General features: G+C 72.4%; 11 protein-coding genes. 7 read left to right on the top strand and 4 right to left on the bottom strand.

Annotated elements, in window-relative coordinates:
• Positions 1-4: 4 nt before the first annotated feature.
• On the top strand, positions 5-2,944 hold the full coding sequence (locus tag ACIP89_RS25780) for an FAD-binding and (Fe-S)-binding domain-containing protein (RefSeq protein WP_402116969.1): 2,940 nt from the start codon (positions 5-7) through the stop codon (positions 2,942-2,944).
• Here the strand turns inward: ACIP89_RS25780 and ACIP89_RS25775 are convergent.
• The gene (locus ACIP89_RS25775; protein ID WP_401930746.1) at positions 2,935-3,651 is read right to left on the bottom strand and encodes a hypothetical protein; all 717 of its coding nucleotides are present in this window, start codon (positions 3,649-3,651) and stop codon (positions 2,935-2,937) included. The genes ACIP89_RS25780 and ACIP89_RS25775 overlap by 10 nt on opposite strands.
• A gap of 263 nt (positions 3,652-3,914) precedes the next feature.
• Here ACIP89_RS25775 and ACIP89_RS25770 point away from each other — a divergent pair, with 263 nt between their 5' ends.
• The 4 genes from ACIP89_RS25770 (at position 3,915) to ACIP89_RS25755 (ending at position 11,165) form a co-directional block, all read left to right on the top strand.
• Positions 3,915-5,762, top strand: coding sequence for an ABC transporter transmembrane domain-containing protein (locus tag ACIP89_RS25770; protein ID WP_402116967.1), 1,848 nt, complete (start codon positions 3,915-3,917; stop codon positions 5,760-5,762).
• A complete protein-coding gene (locus ACIP89_RS25765) occupies positions 5,759-7,540 on the top strand; it encodes an ABC transporter ATP-binding protein (protein ID WP_402116965.1) in 1,782 nt (593 codons plus the stop codon). Before ACIP89_RS25770 ends, ACIP89_RS25765 begins: the two co-directional genes overlap by 4 nt.
• 89 nt (positions 7,541-7,629) lie before the next feature.
• Positions 7,630-9,378 carry an ABC transporter transmembrane domain-containing protein gene (locus ACIP89_RS25760; protein ID WP_402116963.1) on the top strand — a complete coding sequence of 583 codons (1,749 nt, stop codon included), beginning with the start codon at positions 7,630-7,632 and terminating at the stop codon, positions 9,376-9,378.
• A complete protein-coding gene (locus tag ACIP89_RS25755; protein WP_402116961.1) occupies positions 9,375-11,165 on the top strand; it encodes an ABC transporter ATP-binding protein in 1,791 nt (596 codons plus the stop codon). The genes ACIP89_RS25760 and ACIP89_RS25755 overlap by 4 nt, the downstream gene beginning before the upstream one ends.
• Before the next feature lie 11 nt (positions 11,166-11,176).
• Here ACIP89_RS25755 and ACIP89_RS25750 read toward each other — a convergent pair whose 3' ends face one another.
• Together ACIP89_RS25750 and ACIP89_RS25745 are read right to left on the bottom strand one after the other, a co-directional pair.
• Complete coding sequence (locus ACIP89_RS25750) at positions 11,177-12,049, bottom strand: methylenetetrahydrofolate reductase (protein WP_402116959.1); 873 nt, start codon at positions 12,047-12,049, stop codon at positions 11,177-11,179.
• Positions 12,050-12,155: 106 nt separating this feature from the next.
• Positions 12,156-13,748: an MFS transporter gene (locus ACIP89_RS25745; protein ID WP_402116957.1), complete on the bottom strand. Its 1,593-nt coding sequence runs from the start codon at positions 13,746-13,748 to the stop codon at positions 12,156-12,158.
• 160 nt (positions 13,749-13,908) lie between these two features.
• Here ACIP89_RS25745 and ACIP89_RS25740 point away from each other — a divergent pair, with 160 nt between their 5' ends.
• The gene (locus ACIP89_RS25740) at positions 13,909-14,904 is read left to right on the top strand and encodes an Lrp/AsnC family transcriptional regulator (RefSeq protein WP_401930601.1); all 996 of its coding nucleotides are present in this window, start codon (positions 13,909-13,911) and stop codon (positions 14,902-14,904) included.
• Positions 14,905-14,917: 13 nt separating this feature from the next.
• Here the strand turns inward: ACIP89_RS25740 and ACIP89_RS25735 are convergent, their stop codons facing one another.
• Entirely contained in the window at positions 14,918-15,709 is a 792-nt protein-coding gene (locus ACIP89_RS25735) for a metal-dependent hydrolase (protein ID WP_401928759.1), read from the bottom strand.
• Positions 15,710-15,891: 182 nt separating this feature from the next.
• On the opposite strand from ACIP89_RS25735, the gene ACIP89_RS25730 reads away from it, so the two are divergent.
• Positions 15,892-18,405, top strand: a complete 2,514-nt coding sequence (locus tag ACIP89_RS25730; RefSeq protein WP_401928757.1) for a DEAD/DEAH box helicase — start codon at positions 15,892-15,894, stop codon at positions 18,403-18,405.
• Positions 18,406-18,428 lie beyond the last annotated feature (23 nt).

Below are 18,428 nucleotides of genomic sequence, written 5' to 3'. Positions count from 1 at the left end.
TCGAATGCCGCTGCTGGAGCCGAAGCCGGAAGCCCTGAGCCCCGGGGCCATGCGCAGCCCCGCCCACGACCGGGTGCCCGACGGGCAGGCACCGGGCACACCCGAGCCGATGCGGAGCGAGCTGACCGCCCTGCTGGGGCCCCGGAAGGTGCTGTGGAAGATCTCCGACCTGGTGCGGTACGCCTCCGATGCCAGCCCCTACCGCTTCGTGCCCCAGGTCGTCCTGGTCCCCGAGGACATCGACGACGTCTCCGCGATCCTGTCGTACGCGCACGGCAAGGGCCGCAACGTCGTCTTCCGGGCCGCGGGCACCAGCCTGAACGGCCAGGCCCAGGGCGAAGACATCCTCGTCGACGTACGGCACCACTGGGCGGGCATCGAGGTCCTGGACGGCGGGGCGCGGGCCCGCATCCGGCCGGGGACGACGATCATGCGGGCCAACGCGACCCTCGCCCGGCACGGCCGGCTGCTCGGACCCGACCCGGCCAGCGCGATCGCCTGCACGATCGGCGGGGTCGTCGCCAACAACGCCTCCGGGATGACGGCGGGCACCAGCCGCAACTCGTACCGGACCGTGTCCTCACTGACCTTCGTGCTGCCCGGCGGCACCGTGGTGGACACCGGCGACCCCTCGGCGGACGAGGACCTGGCGCACGCCGAGCCGCAGCTGTGCGCGGGACTGCTGGCGCTGAAGGCCGAGATCGAGGCCGACGCCGCGCTCACCGCCCGGATCCGGGCCAAGTACGAGATCAAGAACACCAACGGCTACCGGCTCGACGCCTTCCTGGACGGCACGACACCCGTGGAGATCCTGCGCGGGCTCATGGTCGGCTCGGAGGGCACCTTCGGCTTCATCTCCGAGGTCGTCTTCGACACGCTGCCGCTGGACCGCCGCGTCTCCACCGCGCTGCTCTTCTTCCCGTCCCTGACCGCGGCGGCGGCCGCCGTACCGCTGTTCAACGAGGCGGGCGCCATCGCCGTCGAGCTGATGGACGGGAACACCCTGCGGGCCTCCGTCAGCGTCCAGGGGGTCCCCGCCGACTGGGCCGGGCTGCCGAAGGAGACGGCGGCGCTGCTGGTGGAGTTCCGCGCGCCGGACGAGGCGGGCCAGGAGGCGTACGAGCGGGCGGCGGCCGGTGTGGTGCGCCGGCTGGAGCTGGTCCGGCCCGTCACCTCTGTCACCAATGAGTTCACCCGGGACGCGAAGACCGTCTCCGGTTACTGGAAGGCCCGCAAGGCCTTCGTCACCGCGGTGGGCGGTTCCCGGCCGTCCGGTACGACGCTGATCACGGAGGACTTCGCCGTACCGCCGTCCCGGCTGGCCGACGCCTGCGAGGCGCTGCTGGCGCTCCAGGCCGAGCACGGTTTCGACGCCGCCGTCGCGGGCCACGCGGCCCACGGCAACCTGCACTTCCTGCTCGCCTTCGACGCGGCGAAGCCGTCCGACGTAGACCGGTACGCCGCCTTCATGGCGGACTTCTGCCGGCTGACCGTGGAGCGGTTCGACGGATCACTCAAGGCGGAACACGCCACCGGCCGCAATATCGCGCCCTTCCTGGAGCTGGAGTGGGGACCGAGGGCGACCGAACTGATGTGGCGGACCAAGCAGCTCATCGACCCCGACGGCGTGCTGGCGCCCCGGATCGTCCTGGACCGCGACCCGAGGGCCCATCTGCGCGGACTGAAGACCATCCCGCGCGTCGAGCCGGTCGCCGACCCCTGCATCGAGTGCGGATTCTGCGAACCGACCTGCCCCAGCCACGATCTGACCACGTCACCGCGCCAGCGCATCGTGCTGCGACGGGAGATGATGCGGCAGCCGGACGGCTCTCCGGTGGAGACCGGACTCCTCGACTCCTACGGCTACGACGCAGTCGACACCTGCGCGGGCGACTCCACCTGCAAGCTCGCCTGTCCGGTCGGGATCGACACGGGCGCCATGATGAAGGGCTTCCGCCACCAGCGGCACTCCCCGCGCGAGGAGCGGATCGCCGCGCTCACGGCGAAGAACTTCCGCGCCGTGGAGGCGGCGGCCCGGCTCGCGGTCGCCGCGGCGAGCCGGATCGACGACCGCCTCCTCGAAGGCGTCACCGGTCTCGCCCGGCGAGCCGTGCGCCCCGATCTGATGCCCGCGTGGCTGCCGGAGATCCCCGGAGCCGCCGCCCGCAAGCTGCCGCCCACATCAAGGGCGGGAGCGAGCGCCGTCTACTACCCGGCCTGCGTCAACCGCATCTTCGGCGGCCCGGAGGGACAGCACCTCCCGTCCCTGCCGCAGGCCGTGGTCGCCGTCTCCGCGCGGGCCGGAAAGCCGGTCTGGATCCCCGAGGACGTCGCCGGAACCTGTTGCGCGACGATCTGGCACTCCAAGGGGTACGACACCGCGAACGCCGTGATGGCCAACCGGATCGTGGCGGCCGCCTGGGGCTGGACCGCGGGCGGAAAGCTGCCGCTCGTCGTCGACGCCTCCTCCTGCACGCTGGGCATCGCCCACGAGGTGGTGCCGTATCTGACCGAGGACAACCGTGCGTTGCACCGTGAACTGACCGTCGTCGACTCACTCGTCTGGGCCGCCGACGAGCTCCTTCCGGAGCTGACGGTGCTGCGCCGGACCGGCTCCGCGGTCCTGCACCCGACGTGCTCGATGGAGCATCTGGGCGACGTGGCGCACCTGCGCACGGTCGCGGAGGCCTGCGCCCGGGAGGTCGTGGTCCCGGACGACGCCGCCTGCTGCGGATTCGCGGGCGACCGAGGCATGCTGCACGAGGAGCTGACGGCCTCCGCGACCGCGAAGGAGGCCGCAGGGGTGAACACCCGGGAGTACGACACCTATCTCTCGGCCAACCGGATGTGCGAGATCGGCATGGACCGGGCGACGGGCCGTTCGTACTACTCGGTGCTGATGGAGCTGGAGCGGGCGACCAGGCCCGGTCCCGGTCAGGTCTGAAGGGCCGCGCGGTCGCCCATGACGACGACCGGGTGCTGCTTCGGGTCGAGGGTGCGCAGCAGCTTCTCCATGCCCGCCTTCGGCAGGCTCACGCAGGCCGAGGTGCCGCTGCCGTGGTCCATGTGCAGCCAGATGCTGCCGCCCTTGGTCTGCCCCTGGGGCCGCGTCGGGTCGTTGGGAGGGGTGCCCTTGACGCGGTTGTAGTCGATGGCGATGACGTAGTCGAAGTCGTGCCAGTGGGACTTGGCCCAGTAGCGCGGGGCCTGGATGGACGCCGACTGCGTGTACGGGAGCCGGGCGCCCGGGTCGGTCAGTACGCCGCCCGCGTCGGAGAGGGTGAAGACACCGACCGGGCTGCGCTTGTCGTCCTCGTGGTGGTTGTCGGCCCAGCCCTTCTTCCCGTTGTGGGCCTTCCAGTCGGCCGCCTTGTCCCAGGTGGAGCCGGACTTGGTGTAGAGCACGACCGTGGAGTCCGGGGAGTTCTTGCCCTCTCCGTACACGGCGACGACCTGACGGGAGTCGTCCGGGATCTTCGACTGCAACCGGTCGCCCACGTCCGGGATGCGCTTCAGGCCGGTGGTCTGCGCCTTGTCCTTCGGCTTCGGGGCATCGGCGGACCGGGCGTCGCCCTTCTTCGCGTCCTGGTCCACGCCGCATGACGTCAGGGTCGTGAGCAGGACCGCGCAGGCGGCCGCCGGGACCACCACTCGTACCGCACCGGCTATATGCATCCGCCCATGGTCGCATCCGACGGCGTCCGGCCCCGCCCACCCGTGCGGGCCGCGGCGAATGCGTGCCGAATCTTTACCCCCCTGTCCGGCATCGGTGCGCACGGTCCCCGTGCGTAAAAGGGTTTGCCGCGCCCCGGGCCGGACGCGAGGATTGGACGGTTTGGTCCCCCCACATGCTCCTGTCCACGTGATTCTGGAGGTCCTCGCGGACCTCGGCTCCTTCCGATCTTTGGGACGTCATGCACATTCGCGATCTTCCGTACCCGGATCCCGGCGATCCCGACGTCCGGTCGGGCCCTCGCTTTCTGATCTGGCTCGGCCGCAACCAGATCCGCGGACAGCTCAAGGCCATGTCCTGGGGCCTGCTGCACCAGTGCTCCATCGCCGGGCTGCCGCTCGCCGTCGGGTTCGCCGTGCAGGCGGTCGTCGACCGGTCAGGCGGGCGGCTCGCGCTGGCCGGCGGGCTGATCGCGGTGCTCGGCGTGCTGATCTCGGTGGGCGACACCATGCTCCACCGGGCCGCCATCACCAACTGGATCACCGCGGCCGCCCGGATCCAGCAGCTGCTGGCCCGCAAGACCGCGGAGCTCGGTTCCGCGCTGACCCGCCGGGTCGCCGCGGGCGAGGTCGTAGCGGTGTCGACAGGTGATGTGGAGAAGATCGGCTGGTTCGTCGAGGCGCTCTCCCGGTTCGTGGCAGCCGCGGCCGCCCTGGTCATCATCTGCGTCGGCCTCGTGCTGTATCTGCCTTCGCTGGGCGTACTCGTGGCGCTGGCCCTGCCGGTGCTCGCGCTGGGCGTGCTGCCGCTCCTCCCCCGGGCCACCCGCCGAGCCGACTTCCAGCGCGAGAAGGCCGGAAAGGCCACCGAACTGGCCTCCGACACCGTGGCCGGGCTGCGGGTGCTGCGCGGTATCGGCGGTGAGGAACTGTTCCTCGGCCGCTACCGGCGGGCCTCGCAGGAGGTCCGCGAGGCCGCCGTCCGCAGTGCGCGGATGTGGTCGCTGATCTCCGCGATCCAGGTCCTGCTGCCGGGCGTCCTGCTGATCGCGCTGGTCACGTACGGCGCCTCCCTGGCCCGTGACGGGAAGGTCGACGTCGGTCAGCTGGTCACCGTGTACAGCGCGGCGACGCTGCTGCTGTTCCCGCTGCGCCACTTCGAGGAGATCGCCATGGCGTACTCCTTCTCGCGGCCGTCCGCGCAGCGCGCGGTCCGGGTGCTGTCGCTGAGCCGGGTCGCCCGTCCCTCGACGCTCGACACCGCGCCCGCCGGGGACCTGTACGACCCGGTCACCGGACTGATGGCGCCCGAGGGCCTGTTCACCGCGGTGGTCTGCGGCGACCCGGACGAGGCGGGACGGCTCGCGGACCGGCTCGGCGGCCACGCCCAGCCGGAGGTGGCGACGGACGGTGCCGTCGAGGGCGGGACGGACCGCGAGGTGCCGTCCGTGCTGCTCGGCGGAGTCCCCTTGGACGAACTGGAACTGGACGCGGCCCGGACCGCCGTCCTGGTCCAGGACAAGGATCCGGTACTGCTCTCCGGCACCCTGCGCGAGCTGCTGGACGTGCCGTCGTCCGGCCGGGTGACCGCCGGGGACGCGCTGTCGGCCGCCCAGTGCGACGACGTCCTGAGCGCCCTGGCGCACGCGTCCGTCGACTCCGGCGGCGATCCGATGACCACCCGGATCACCGAGCGCGGCCGGTCGCTCTCCGGCGGCCAGCGCCAACGGCTCGCCCTGGCCCGGTCGCTGGTGACCGACCCGGAGGCGCTGGTGCTCGACGAGCCGACCTCCGCGGTCGACTCGCACACGGAGGCCCGGGTCGCCGCGGGTATCAAGGCGCTGCGCAAGGACCGTACGACGGTGGCCTTCGCCTCGTCGCCGCTGCTGCTCGACCTGGCGGACCGGGTGGCGCTGGTCCACCGGGGCACGGTGGTGGCCGTCGGCACCCACCGTGAACTGCTGAGCGGCGAACCGCGGTACCGGGCGGTCGTCACCCGCGAGACCGACGACGAGGCCCCGGCCCCGCCGGACGGGGACGCAGAGGTCCACGCGACCGACACCCACGAGGAAATCGAGGAGAGGGCATGACCGGCCTCGCACCACCGGCCTACGACCCGGCCGCGCCCGAGTCGGCCACCACCCTGCCGGTCGGCACCCCCGCGACCGTACGGAGTTACGTCGGGGAGCTGATGCGGCGCCACCGGCGGCCGTTCATCGTGGTCACCCTGCTCAACACGGTCGCGGTCGTCGCCTCGATCGCCGGGCCCTACCTGCTGGGCGGGCTCGTCGAGGACCTGTCCGACGGGGTCACCGACCTCCACCTGGAGCGCACCGCCGCGGTGTTCGCCGTCGCGCTGGTCATCCAGACCGTGGTCACCCGGATGATGCGGCTGCGCAGCGCGATGCTCGGTGAGGAGATGCTGGCAGATCTGCGCGAGGACTTCCTCGTGCGCTCTGTCCGGCTGCCGCCCGGCGTGCTGGAGCGGGCCGGAACAGGTGATCTGCTCTCGCGGATCACCACGGACATCGACCGGCTCGCCAACGCCATGCGCGAGGCGGTGCCGCAACTGGCCATCGGTGTGGTGTGGGCGGGTCTGCTGCTCGCCGCTCTCACGGTCACCGCTCCCCCGCTGGCGCTCTCGGTGCTCGTCGCACTGCCGGTGCTGATCATCGGCTGCCGCTGGTACTTCCGCCGGGCACCGTCCGCGTACCGCTCGGAGGCCGCCGGTTACGCGGCGGTCGCGGCCATGCTCGCGGAGACGGTGGACGCCGGGCGGACCGTGGAGGCGCACCGGCTGGGTGCGCGCCGGGTCGCGCTGTCGGACCAGCGGGTCAAGGAGTGGACGGCCTGGGAGCGGTACACGCTGTTCCTGCGGTCCGTGCTGTTCCCGGTCATCAACATCACGTACGTGACGATCCTGGGCGCGGTCCTGATGCTCGGGGGCTGGTTCGTGATCGAGGGCTGGCTCACTGTGGGGCAGCTGACGACGGGTGCCCTGCTCGCCCAGATGATGGTCGACCCGATCGGCCTGATCCTGCGCTGGTACGACGAGTTGCAGGTCGCCCAGGTGTCGCTGGCGCGGCTGGTGGGGGTCCGCGAGATCGAGCCGGACGCGGGCGACGCGTCGGTGGCGCCGGACGGCCGGGACGTGCGGGCCGACGAGGTGCGCTTCGGCTACCGGGCCGGGCTCGACGTCCTGCACAAGGTGTCGCTGGACGTCGCTCCGGGCACCCGGCTGGCGCTCGTCGGCCCGTCAGGTGCGGGCAAGTCGACGCTGGGACGGCTGCTGGCCGGTATCTACGCGCCGCGCACGGGTGAGGTCTCGCTGGGCGGTGCCCAGCTGTCGCAGATGACCGCGGAGCACGTGCGTACGCACGTCGCGCTGGTGAACCAGGAGCACCATGTGTTCGTGGGGACGCTGCGGGACAATCTGCTGCTCGCCCGTGCCGGGGCGGAGGACGCGGAGCTGTGGGCGTCGCTGGCCGCGGTGGACGCGGACGGCTGGGCCCGCGCGCTGGACGAGGGGCTGGACCGTGAGGTCGGCTCCGGCGGTCTGGTGCTCACTCCCGCGCAGGCGCAGCAGATAGCGCTGGCCCGGCTGGTGCTGGCCGACCCGCACACCCTGGTGCTGGACGAGGCGACGTCGCTGCTGGATCCGCGGGCGGCCCGTCATCTGGAGCGCTCGCTGGCCCGGGTGCTGGACGGCCGTACGGTCGTGGCCATCGCGCACCGGCTGCACACGGCGCACGACGCGGATGTGATCGCGGTCGTCGAGGAGGGCCGGATCAGCGAGCTGGGCAGCCATGACGAGCTGGTGGCGGCGGACGGCGCGTACGCGGCGCTGTGGCGGTCCTGGCACGGCTGACGACGCCGGCAACGGCTGACGGTCCTGGACCCGGCTGACCGGGTGCGGCCCCCGGATTTCCCGGCCCTCCGGGACCGTAGGGTCGGGCCATGACCGATTCCTGTGCGGATCCGGGGACCCCTGACTGCCGCAGCGCGCCGCGGTACCTGTGGTGGCTGGTCACCAGCCAGCGCCGCCGGATCGTCGCCGGCGCGCTGCTCGGCAGTGCCTGGATGGTCTGTCTGACGCTGCCGCCGTACCTGCTGTCGCGCGCCATCGACGACGGACTCGCACCGGGGCGGTGGCCCGCGCTGGCGGGCTGGGTCGCGGCGTTGCTGGGTGTGGGGGTGCTCAACGCGTGGCTGGCGATCATGCGGCACCGCACGATGACCAGGGTGCGCATGGACGCCGCGTTCCGGTCCGTGGCGGTCGTGGTCAGGCAGGCGACCGTGCTGGGTGCGGAGCTGCCGCGCCGGGTCACGGGCGGGGAGGTCGTCACGATCGGCTTCCGCGATGTCGCCGTGATCGCCGGCACGCTGACGATCACCGGCCCGGGGGTCGGCGCGGTCCTCGCGTACGTCGCCGTGGCCGTACTGCTGCTGACCGTTTCACCGCTGCTCGCCGCGGTGGTGCTGCTCGGCGTGCCGTTGCTCGCGGTGCTGGTCGGCCCGCTGCTGTGGCGGCTGCAAGGCGTCGAGTCGGCGTACCGGGAACAGGAGGGCTCTCTCGCCGCCCGTTTCGAGGACATCGTCGGGGGCCTGCGCGTCCTCAACGGCATCGGCGGCAAGGAGGTGTACGGCGAGCGCTACCGGCGGGGTTCGCGGGAGTTGCGGGCGGAGGGGTACCGGGTCGGTGCGGTGACCAGCTGGATCCAGGCGCTCGGTGCCGGACTGCCCACCCTGTTCCTCGGCGTCGTGACCTGGCTGGCGGCCCGGATGGCCGCTCAGGGGACGATCACCGTGGGCGAGCTGGTCGCGGTGTACGGGTACACGGCGGTGCTGGTGGTGCCCGTCGCGTTCTTCATCGAGGGCGGTTACGACCTCAGCCGGGGGCTGGTCGCCGCCCGCAGGGTCGTCCGGTTCCTGGCCCTGGAGCCGGGTTCCGCGGGCGGGGAGGCCGCTTCGGACGGACCCGCGGGGCCGTCCGCGCTGCGTGATCCGGAATCCGGCGTCGAGGTGGAGCCCGGCGTGCTGACCGCGCTCGTCAGCGCCCGCCCTTCGGACTCGGCGGCGGTGGTCGACCGCCTCGGCCGGTTCGCGGAGTCGGCGGCGACCTGGGGCGGGATACGCCTCGACGAGATCGACCTGACGCGGGTCCGCCGCCGGATCCTGGTGGCGGACAACGAGGCCGATCTGTTCGCCGGACCGCTGCGCGAGGTGATCAGCGGTGCGCGGGACCGGGACGAGGAGGCCATCGGCCGGAGCGTCCGCGCGGGCGTGGCGCAGGACATCGTGCGCGGTCTGCCGGACGGGCTCGACTCGCCGGTCGACGCACAGGGCCGCAACCTCTCCGGAGGCCAGCGCCAGCGCGTCCGGCTGGTCCGGGCGCTGCTGGCCGATCCCGAGGTGCTCCTGGCGGTCGAGCCCACCTCGGCGCTGGACGCCCACACCGAGGCGGCCGTGGCGGCGCGGCTGCACACGGCGCGGGCCGGCCGCACCACCGTCGTCACCAGCACGTCACCGCTCCTGCTGGACCGGGCGGACACCGTGTACTACCTGGTCGACGGCTCCGTCGCGGCCGTGGGCAGCCATCGCGAGCTCCTGGACGGGCAGCCCGGATACCGCGGGCTGGTGTCCCGCGGCGCGGGCGACGACGCCCCCGGCGGAACCGTCCCGGCCCCCCGGGGAGCCGTGCGATGACCGCCGGCTCCGGGGCGGCGGACCGGGCCCTGCCCGTCGCCGGACCGCAACTGGTCCGCCGGGCCGCGCTCCGGCTGATCCGGCTGGACGGCCGCGCCTTCGCCGCCATGACCGCGCTCAACGCCCTCGCCGCGGCTGCCGGGCTCGTCGGCCCGTGGCTGCTCGGGCGCATCATCGACCAGGTACGGGCGGGCGGCGGGGTGGCCGGGGTGGACCGCCTCGCGCTCACCATCCTCGTCTTCGCCGTGGCGCAGCTGGTGCTGGTCCGCTACGCCGGGCTCGTCGCACACCGCTTCGGTGAACGGACCCTGGCCCGTGTCCGGGAGCAGTTCGCCGAACGGGCGCTCGCGCTGCCCGCCACGGCGGTCGAGCGGGCCGGCACCGGAGACCTGATGACTCGCGGCACCACCGATGTCGCCGCGGTCGGCGCGACCCTCCGGAACTCGGGGCCGGAGGTGCTCGTCGCGGGGGTCCAGGCGCTGTCCGTCCTCGGCGCGGTCTTCGTCCTCGACCCGCTGCTGGGCGCCTGCGGGGTGCTGGGGCTGCTCGGCATCTGGTTCGCCGCCCGCTGGTACCTGCGCCGGGCGCTCGCCGCGTACCTGGCGGAGGGAGCCGCCAACTCGGAGCTCGCGGAGCAGCTGGCCGCCACCGCCGCGGGCGCCCGCACCGTCGAGGCCCTGGGGCTGCAGCGGCGCCGCATCGCGGCGTGCCGGGAGGGCATCGAGAAGTGCCGGCGCACCCGGACCCGGACGCTGTTCCTGCGCAGTGTGCTCTTCCCGGCCGTGGACATCTCCTACGTCATACCGGTGGCCGGTGTCCTGCTGATCGGCGGCGTACTGCACGACCACGGGGCGATGAGCCTCGGCGCGGTCGTCGCCTCCGCGCTGTACCTGCGTCAGCTGTCCCAGCCCCTGGACGTCATCCTCCAGCAGATGGAACAGCTCCAGAGCAGCGGCGCCTCGTTCGCGCGGGTGGAGGGGATCGGCACGGCGGCGCAGGCCCTGCCGGCGGCCTCTCCCGCACCGGCCGGCTCTCCCGCACCGGCCGGCGACGGGATCGAGGTGGCCGGCGTCCGCTACGCCTACGACGACGGGGACGACGTCCTGCACGGGGTCGACCTGAGGGTCCGGCCGGGGGAGCGACTGGTGATCGTCGGCCCCTCCGGTGCGGGCAAGACCACCCTGGGCAGGCTCCTGGCGGGGATGGACGCACCGCACACCGGCTCGGTGACGGTGGGCCGGGTCCCGGTGGCCGGTCTGGACCCCGACCGGCTGCGCCGGCACGTCGTCCTGGTCACCCAGGAGCACCACGTGTTCCTGGGCACGGTCCGGGAGAACCTGCGGATCGCCTCGGCAGGCGCCACCGACGCGGAGCTGCGCGCGGCGCTCGCCGCCGTCGGCGCCGAGTGGGCCGACGAGCTGCCGGAGGGCCTGGACACCGATCTGGGCCGCGGCGGGCACCGGCCGGACGGGGCCAGGGCTCAGCAGCTCGCCCTGGCGCGGGTGGTCCTGGCCGACCCGCACACGCTGATCATCGACGAGGCCACCGCGCTGCTGGATCCGAGGACGGCCCGGCACACGGAGCGCGCGCTGGCCGCCGTGCTGGAAGGCCGGACGGTCGTGGCCATCGCCCACCGGCTGCAGTCCGCCCACGATGCCGACCGGGTGGCCGTGATGGAGGACGGCCGGATCACCGAGCTCGGCACCCACCGCGAACTGGTGGCGGCAGGCGGCGCGTACGCCGCGCTCTGGCGCTCGTGGCACGGCGGGCGGCCGCCCCCGTCCTGAACGGCAGGTGGTCAGCCGCCCGCTGCGGCACGGAATTCGGTGACCCACCGCGACGTGGCCCCGATCCCGCCGAAGGTGTAGAAGTGCAGCTTGAGGACGCCGTGGCGGCGGGCGTCGTATCCCTCGGCCAGGGCACGGATGAAGCGGTCGGGGCCCGCCGTGCCCATCAGGTTGGTGAGCGAGAATCCGTACTTCTTCGCGATGGACGTGCTCGTGCCGACGCCGAAGCGCGTGGCGTACGTCATCAGCCGCTTGATTCCGGCGGGGCCGGGGACCCCGACGCGCACGGGTGCGTCGATGCCCCGTTTCCGTATCGCCTCGACCCAGGCGAGGACCGGGTCCGCGTCGAAGCCGAACTGGGTGATGACGTCGCCGGACAGGCCCTGCGCGGCGAGTGCGCCGGTCTTGTCCTCGATCGCGGACCAGAGCGCAGGACCCGCGATGGCCGGGTGCCCCTCGGGGTATCCGCCGATGCCGACGTGCCGTACGCCGTAGGACTGGAGCAGTCCGGACCGGATGAGCGCGAGGGAGTCGTCGTAGGGGCCGTGGGGCGTGGCCGGGTCGCCGCCTATGACCAGGATGTTGTCGGCCGTGCCGTCGGCGCGGAGGGCGGCGAGGAGTTCTTCCAGTTCCGGCCGGGAGCGCAGTCGGCGGGCCGCCACGTGCGGGACCGGGACGTAGCCGAGCCTCCGGACGGCGCGGGCCGCGGACAGCCGGGTGTCCAGGTCCTCCGTGCCGAGGAAGGTGATGTTGATCCGGGTGCCGGCCGGGATGCGGTCGCGGGCCGCTTCGAGCCCGGGGACGTCCTTGCCGGTCATCTCCAGGGAGAAGTCGTCGAGCAGCGGGGCGATGGCTGGGGCGGTGGCCGTGGAGAGGGAATCCATCGTGCTCCTCGTTCGTGCGGTTCTCCCTTGGCCACAAGTCTGCCGGTAGCGCCTGACGCGCCGCCGGGAGCCCCCCGGCGGCGCGTCAGGCGCGGACGCCCGTCCGTCAGCCCACGCGGGCCTGCGGCGCGACGGCGGGGGCGCCGCTGGAGGAGGCCGCGACGGTGGGGGCACCGCGCGGGCGGCGCAGCAGGGCCGCGGAGACCAGGGCGGCGAGCAGGGTGAGGGCGGCGGCGACGACCAGGCAGAGGCGGAGGCCGTCGAGGAAGGCGTCACCCACCGCGCTCAGGGCCGGTCCGGTGGCGGCGCCCAGGTGCATGCCGGCGACCGCACCGAGTCCGCCCGAACGGGCGGTCTCCGCGATGCCCTGCCCGGCGGCTCCGGTGATCCCGGCGTCCGCGAGGTGCGCGGGGAAGGTGTCGAGGGCGCGGGCGGTGAGGAGGGCGCCCAGGACGGCGGGGCCGAGTGCCCCTCCGACCTGCCGGAACGCGTTGTTGCCGGCTGCGGCCATACCCGCCAGGTGGACGGGCACGGAGGCGACGGCGGTGGCGGTCATGGGGGTCAGGACGCCGCCCATGCCCAGGCCCAGCAGCGCCAGCCGCCAGGCGATGGAGGCGAACGAGGTGTCCGCGTCGACGGTGGTCAGTGAGAGCAGGGAGCCGGTGACGACGAGCAGTCCGGCGGTGATCAGGACCCGGGCGGGCACCCGGTGCATCAGCCGGCCGACGGGAGCGCCGGCGAGGATGGCGGCGCCGGTGACCATGAGGAGCCGCCAGCCCGCCTGGAGGGTGTCGAGCTGCTGCACCAGGCCGAAGTAGAGGCTCAGCAGGAAGAAGAAGCCGATCAGCGCCAGGAAGGTGATCATCGCGACGAGGGTGGTCGCGGTGAACGCGGCGCTGCGGAACAGCGCCAGGTCCAGCATCGGGCTGTCGCTGCGCCGCTCGGCCACGACGAAGGCGACGGCGCCGGCCACCGCGACGAGCAGCGCCACCAGGACCCGGGTGTCGGTGAACGATCCGGCGCCGCCCTCGATCACGCCGTACACCAGCGCGGTGATCGCGGAAGCGGCGGTGATCTGGCCCGGCCAGTCCAGCCGCCGCCCGTGCGGGGCGCGCGAGTCGGTCAGCAGCCGCGCGGCGACCGCCATCGCGATGAGCGAGACGGGGATGACCAGGAGGTAGATCCACCGCCAGGCGGCGTGCTCCAGGACGACTCCGGCGATCAGCGGTCCGACGGCCAGTGCCAGCAGGAGCGAGGTGGCCCAGAGGCCGATGAACTTGCCGCGCTCCCGGTGGTCGGGCACCGCGTGGCTGATCAGGGCCAGTGTGGTGGGCAGCAGCGCGGCCGCACCGAGTCCGGCGAGGGCCTGGCCGGCCCACAGCAGCTCGATCGACGGGGCGGTCAGGGCGACGGCGGCACCGGCGGCGGAGGACGCCAGCCCCGCCTGGAACACCTTCTTGCGTCCGTGGACCTCTCCGAACACTCCGGCGGTCAGGATGAACGCGGCCATGGGCAGGACGAACGCGTCCTGGACCCACGCCAGCTGGGCCGTCGACGCGCCCAGTGCCGCCTGGATGGCGGGCAGGCTCACGGAGACGGTGGTCACCGGCAAGTAGGCGACGAATACGCCCAGGCAGGCCATGGCGAGCGTGGCCGCCCGCCGTTCGGCCGGCCCGCTCGCCGAGGGTGTGACGTTCACGGATGCACTCCTTGGCGGCGCTCCGCGCCGCGGTTGATGTTCAGCGGGGGCCGTCCGCCCCGGTCGCCAGCATCGGTGACGCGAGCCGGAATCAACGAAGCGGCTGCTCGGATCGGTGTGAAACCTCCATGATCCCGGCACCCCGTGGCACACTTCCACCGTGATGGACGCAGTGGATATGCAGATCCTCCGTACGCTCCAGTGCGCGCCGAGGGCCCCGTTCCGGCTCATCGGTGAGGTGAACGGGGTGTCGGAGCAGACCGCGGCCCGCCGCTACCACGCCCTGCGCCGGAGCGGTGTGATGCGTGTGGTGGGCCTGGTCGACCCCGCCGTGCACGGGGAGGCGCGGTGGGTCGCGCGCATCCGCTGCCGCCCCGACCGGGTCGGTCCGCTGGCCGACGCCCTCACCCGGCGTCCCGACATCGCCTACGCGAGCATCGCCTCGGGCGGCTCGGAGATCATCTGCGTCATCCGCTCACCGCTGGACGCCCAGCGCGAGGACATGCTGCTCCAGCAGCTGCCCAGGTCCGCCGCCGTGCTCGACATGAGCATCGATCTGCTCATCCACCCCTTCGAAGCCCCCGGCGCCCCCGGGTGGACCGGCTACGGCGGGCAGCTCACGCCCGAGCAGGAGGAACGGCTGGCGGGCGCCTCCTCCCCCGCTCCGGCCGGCCCTCCCGTGCCCCCGGCCGCCGAGGACGCCCCGCTGCTCGCCGCTCTCGCGGAGGACGGCCGTACCTCACACACCCGGCTCGCCGAGATCACCGGCTGGTCCAAGGGCCGCGTCGCACGCCGCCTGGAGTCCCTGGAGTCGTCCGGCGCGCTCTCGTACGACATCGATCTGCTGCCCGAGCGCCTCGGCTACCGTCTCAACGCGACCCTGTGGCTGCGCGTCGCCCCGGCCCGCCTGGAACGCACCGGGCACGAGATCTCCGGGCACGAGGAGGTCGCGTTCGCCGGCGCCACCAGCGGCGACCACAACGTGATGGCTATCGTCACCTGCCGGGACGCCCAGGACTTCTACCGCTATCTGACCACCCGCCTCGCGGCGGTGCCGGGCGTCGACGCCTACGGGGTCAGCATCCGGGTCCGCCGCCTCAAGCAGGCAGCCTCACTGATCTCCCACGGCCGCCTGGTGCACCCCGTACCCGGCTGAGGGCTGCCCCGGCTCAGATGACGTTCATCGCGGCCGCGGCGCCCACTCCCCCGAGCACCATGAACACCGGCATCAGCACCTTCAGCTCCACCCAGCTGCCGGCCCGGAAGCGCATGAACTTCGGCGGGCCGACCGGGTACCAGCGCTTGCGGCCCACCGGGATCGGCCAGAGGATCGGGCAGCCGGAGACGGTCAGCGCGTCCCCGATGTCATGCACGAGAGCGCCCAGCACGATCGGCAGCCCCAGCCACAGGTACTCCTGGCCGGGGGCCTCGAAGAGCCAGCCCGCCCCGTTGCCCGGCTTGTCCAGCACACCGGCGAGAATCCACGCGCTGGTCGCCCCGAGCAGCCACACCAGAACGTCGCTGGACACCCGGGCGGCCCGCCACAGCAGGCCTTCGACGGCGAGCACCAGGTGGACGAAGAGGATCGCCAGCACCGCCCAGCGGCCGCCTGTGACGGCCGCGGCGGAGGCACCGGCGCCTATCAGGACCGCCCACAGCCAGGTGTGGGTCAGGGTCCGGTGGCCGCCGTTGCGGTTCGAGTCGCCCCGCATCTTCGTCGCCTTGTAGACGGCGTGCGAGAGCGTGTCGACCACTTCGCACAGGCCCCGGGAGATCGGCCCGAAGGCGCGTGAGATGGTCGCGGACTTGTGGTCCAGGTCCGGTGCCAGCGCGGCACCGGCGGTGATCAGCGCGCCGACGACCAGCACGGGCCACGGCATCGTGTGTCCCGCGGCTGCCGCAGCCGCGCCCACCCCCAGCCAGGCCGCCGCCCCTGACAGAGAGTGTGCCGGTCCCATCATGTCTGTTGCCGCCCCCGTAGGTATTGACCAGTGACGGACAACGCGTCGACGGGTGTCGCCCTTCCCGGGCGCGGACCACCGTCGTTGCGCTGTCGTCGAGTTGAGGGGGAAGCGTATCGCCCGTGATCTTCGTGCTGTCGTCCGGTTCCCTCATCCGGGCGGAAGGCAGGCAAGATGGGGGCGTGACCCTAATCGATCAGCTGCCCCCGACCGACGACCCCGACGCCCTCTTCGAGGCATTCTCGTCATGGACCGAGACGCAGGGCATCACCCTCTATCCGGCTCAGGAGGAGGCGCTGATCGAGGTGGTCACCGGGGCCAACGTGATCCTGTCCACCCCCACCGGCTCCGGCAAGAGCCTGGTCGCGGCCGGTGCGCACTTCGCGGCTCTGGCCCAGGACAAGGTCACCTTCTACACCGCGCCGATCAAGGCGCTGGTCTCGGAGAAGTTCTTCGACCTGTGCAAGCTGTTCGGCACGGAGAACGTCGGCATGCTCACCGGCGACGCCTCGGTCAACGCCGACGCCCCGGTGATCTGCTGCACGGCCGAGGTACTGGCCGCCATCGCCCTGCGTGACGGGAAGTACGCGGACATCGGCCAGGTCGTGATGGACGAGTTCCACTTCTACGCGGAGCAGGACCGCGGCTGGGCCTGGCAGATCCCGATCCTGGAGCTGCCGCAGGCCCAGTTCGTCCTGATGTCCGCGACCCTCGGTGACGTCAGGATGTTCGAGGACGACCTGACCCGCCGCACCGGCCGGCCCACCTCCGTGGTGCGGTCCGCGACGCGTCCGGTCCCGCTCAGCTACGAGTACCGGCTGACCCCGATCACCGAGACCATCACCGAACTGCTGGACACCCGGCAGTCGCCGGTCTACATCGTGCACTTCACCCAGGCGTCGGCCGTGGAGCGGGCGCAGTCGCTGATGAGCATCAACATGTGCACCAAGGAGGAGAAGGAGAAGATCGCCGATCTCATCGGCAACTTCCGCTTCACCACCAAGTTCGGCCAGAACCTCTCCCGTTATGTGCGGCACGGCATCGGGGTGCATCACGCGGGCATGCTGCCGAAGTACCGCCGGCTCGTGGAGAAACTCGCGCAGGCGGGTCTGCTCAAGGTCATCTGCGGTACGGACACCCTCGGCGTCGGCGTCAACGTCCCCATCCGCACCGTGCTGTTCACCGCGCTCACCAAGTACGACGGCACCCGGGTGCGGACGCTGCGCGCCCGTGAGTTCCACCAGATCGCCGGCCGGGCCGGGCGGGCGGGCTTCGACACGGCGGGCTTCGTCGTCGCACAGGCCCCCGAGCACGTCGTCGAGAACGAGAAGCTGGTCAAGAAGGCCGGCGACGACCCGAAGAAGAAGCGCAAGGTCGTCCGCAAGAAGGCCCCCGAGGGCTTCGTGGCCTGGTCGGAGACGACGTTCGACAAGCTGATCCAGTCCGACCCGGAGCCGCTGACCTCCCGTTTCCGGGTCACGCACACCATGCTGCTGTCCGTCATCGCGCGTCCCGGCAACGCCTTCGAGGCGATGCGGCACCTGCTGGAGGACAACCACGAGCCGCGCAGGGCGCAGCTGCGCCACATCCGCCAGGCGATCGCCATCTACCGCTCGCTGCTGGACGGCGGCGTGGTGGAACGGCTCGAAACCCCGGACGCGGAGGGCCGCATCGTGCGGCTCACCGTCGATCTCCAGCAGAACTTCGCGCTGAACCAGCCGCTGTCCACGTTCGCGCTCGCCGCGTTCGAGCTGCTGGACGCCGACTCCCCCTCGTACGCGCTGGACATGGTCTCGGTGGTGGAGTCGACGCTCGACGACCCGCGTCAGATCCTCGCCGCCCAGCAGAACAAGGCGCGCGGCGAGGCGATCGGGCAGATGAAGGCCGACGGCATCGAGTACGAGGAGCGGATGGAGCTCCTCCAGGAAGTCACGTACCCGAAACCGCTGAGCGAACTGCTGTGGCACGCGTACGACGTCTACCGGCAGAGCCACCCGTGGGTCGGTGACCATCCGGTGTCACCCAAGACGGTGGTCCGTGACATGTACGAACGCGCCATGACGTTCACGGAGTTCACCTCGAACTACGAGCTGGCCCGCACCGAGGGCATCGTGCTGCGGTATCTCGCGGGCGCGTACAAGGCGCTGGAGCACACCATCCCGGACGACATCAAGTCCGAGGACCTGGAGGACCTGATCGCCTGGCTCGGTGAGATGGTGCGTCAGGTGGACTCCAGTCTGCTCGACGAGTGGGAGCAGCTCGCCAATCCCGAGGTGGAGACGGCCGAGCAGGCGCAGGAGCGGGCCGACGAGGTCAAGCCGGTCACGGCCAACGCCCGCGCCTTCCGGGTGCTGGTGCGCAACGCGATGTTCCGCCGGGTCGAGCTGGCCGCGCTGGACCGGGTCCGCGATCTCGGTGAGCTGGACGGCGACGCGGGCTGGGACGAGGACGCGTGGGGCGAGGCGATGGACGCGTACTGGGACGAGCACGAGGAGCTGGGCACCGGTCCCGACGCCCGCGGCCCCAAGCTGCTGAAGATCGACGAGGACACCGAGCACGGTCTGTGGCGGGTCCGGCAGACGTTCGCGGACCCGAGCGGCGACCACGACTGGGGCATCAGCGCCGAGGTCGATCTCGCCGCGTCCGACGAGGAGGGCCGGGCGGTGCTCCGGGTCACCTCCGTGGGCCAGTTGTGAGCACGTCCGTACCGCGGGCGGCG

It is taken from the genome of Streptomyces sp. NPDC088730, from assembly GCF_044751215.1.
Taxonomy (GTDB): domain Bacteria; phylum Actinomycetota; class Actinomycetes; order Streptomycetales; family Streptomycetaceae; genus Streptomyces.
Note: the sequence above shows the minus strand (reverse complement) of the source record. Positions and strands in the feature narration are given on the sequence as shown.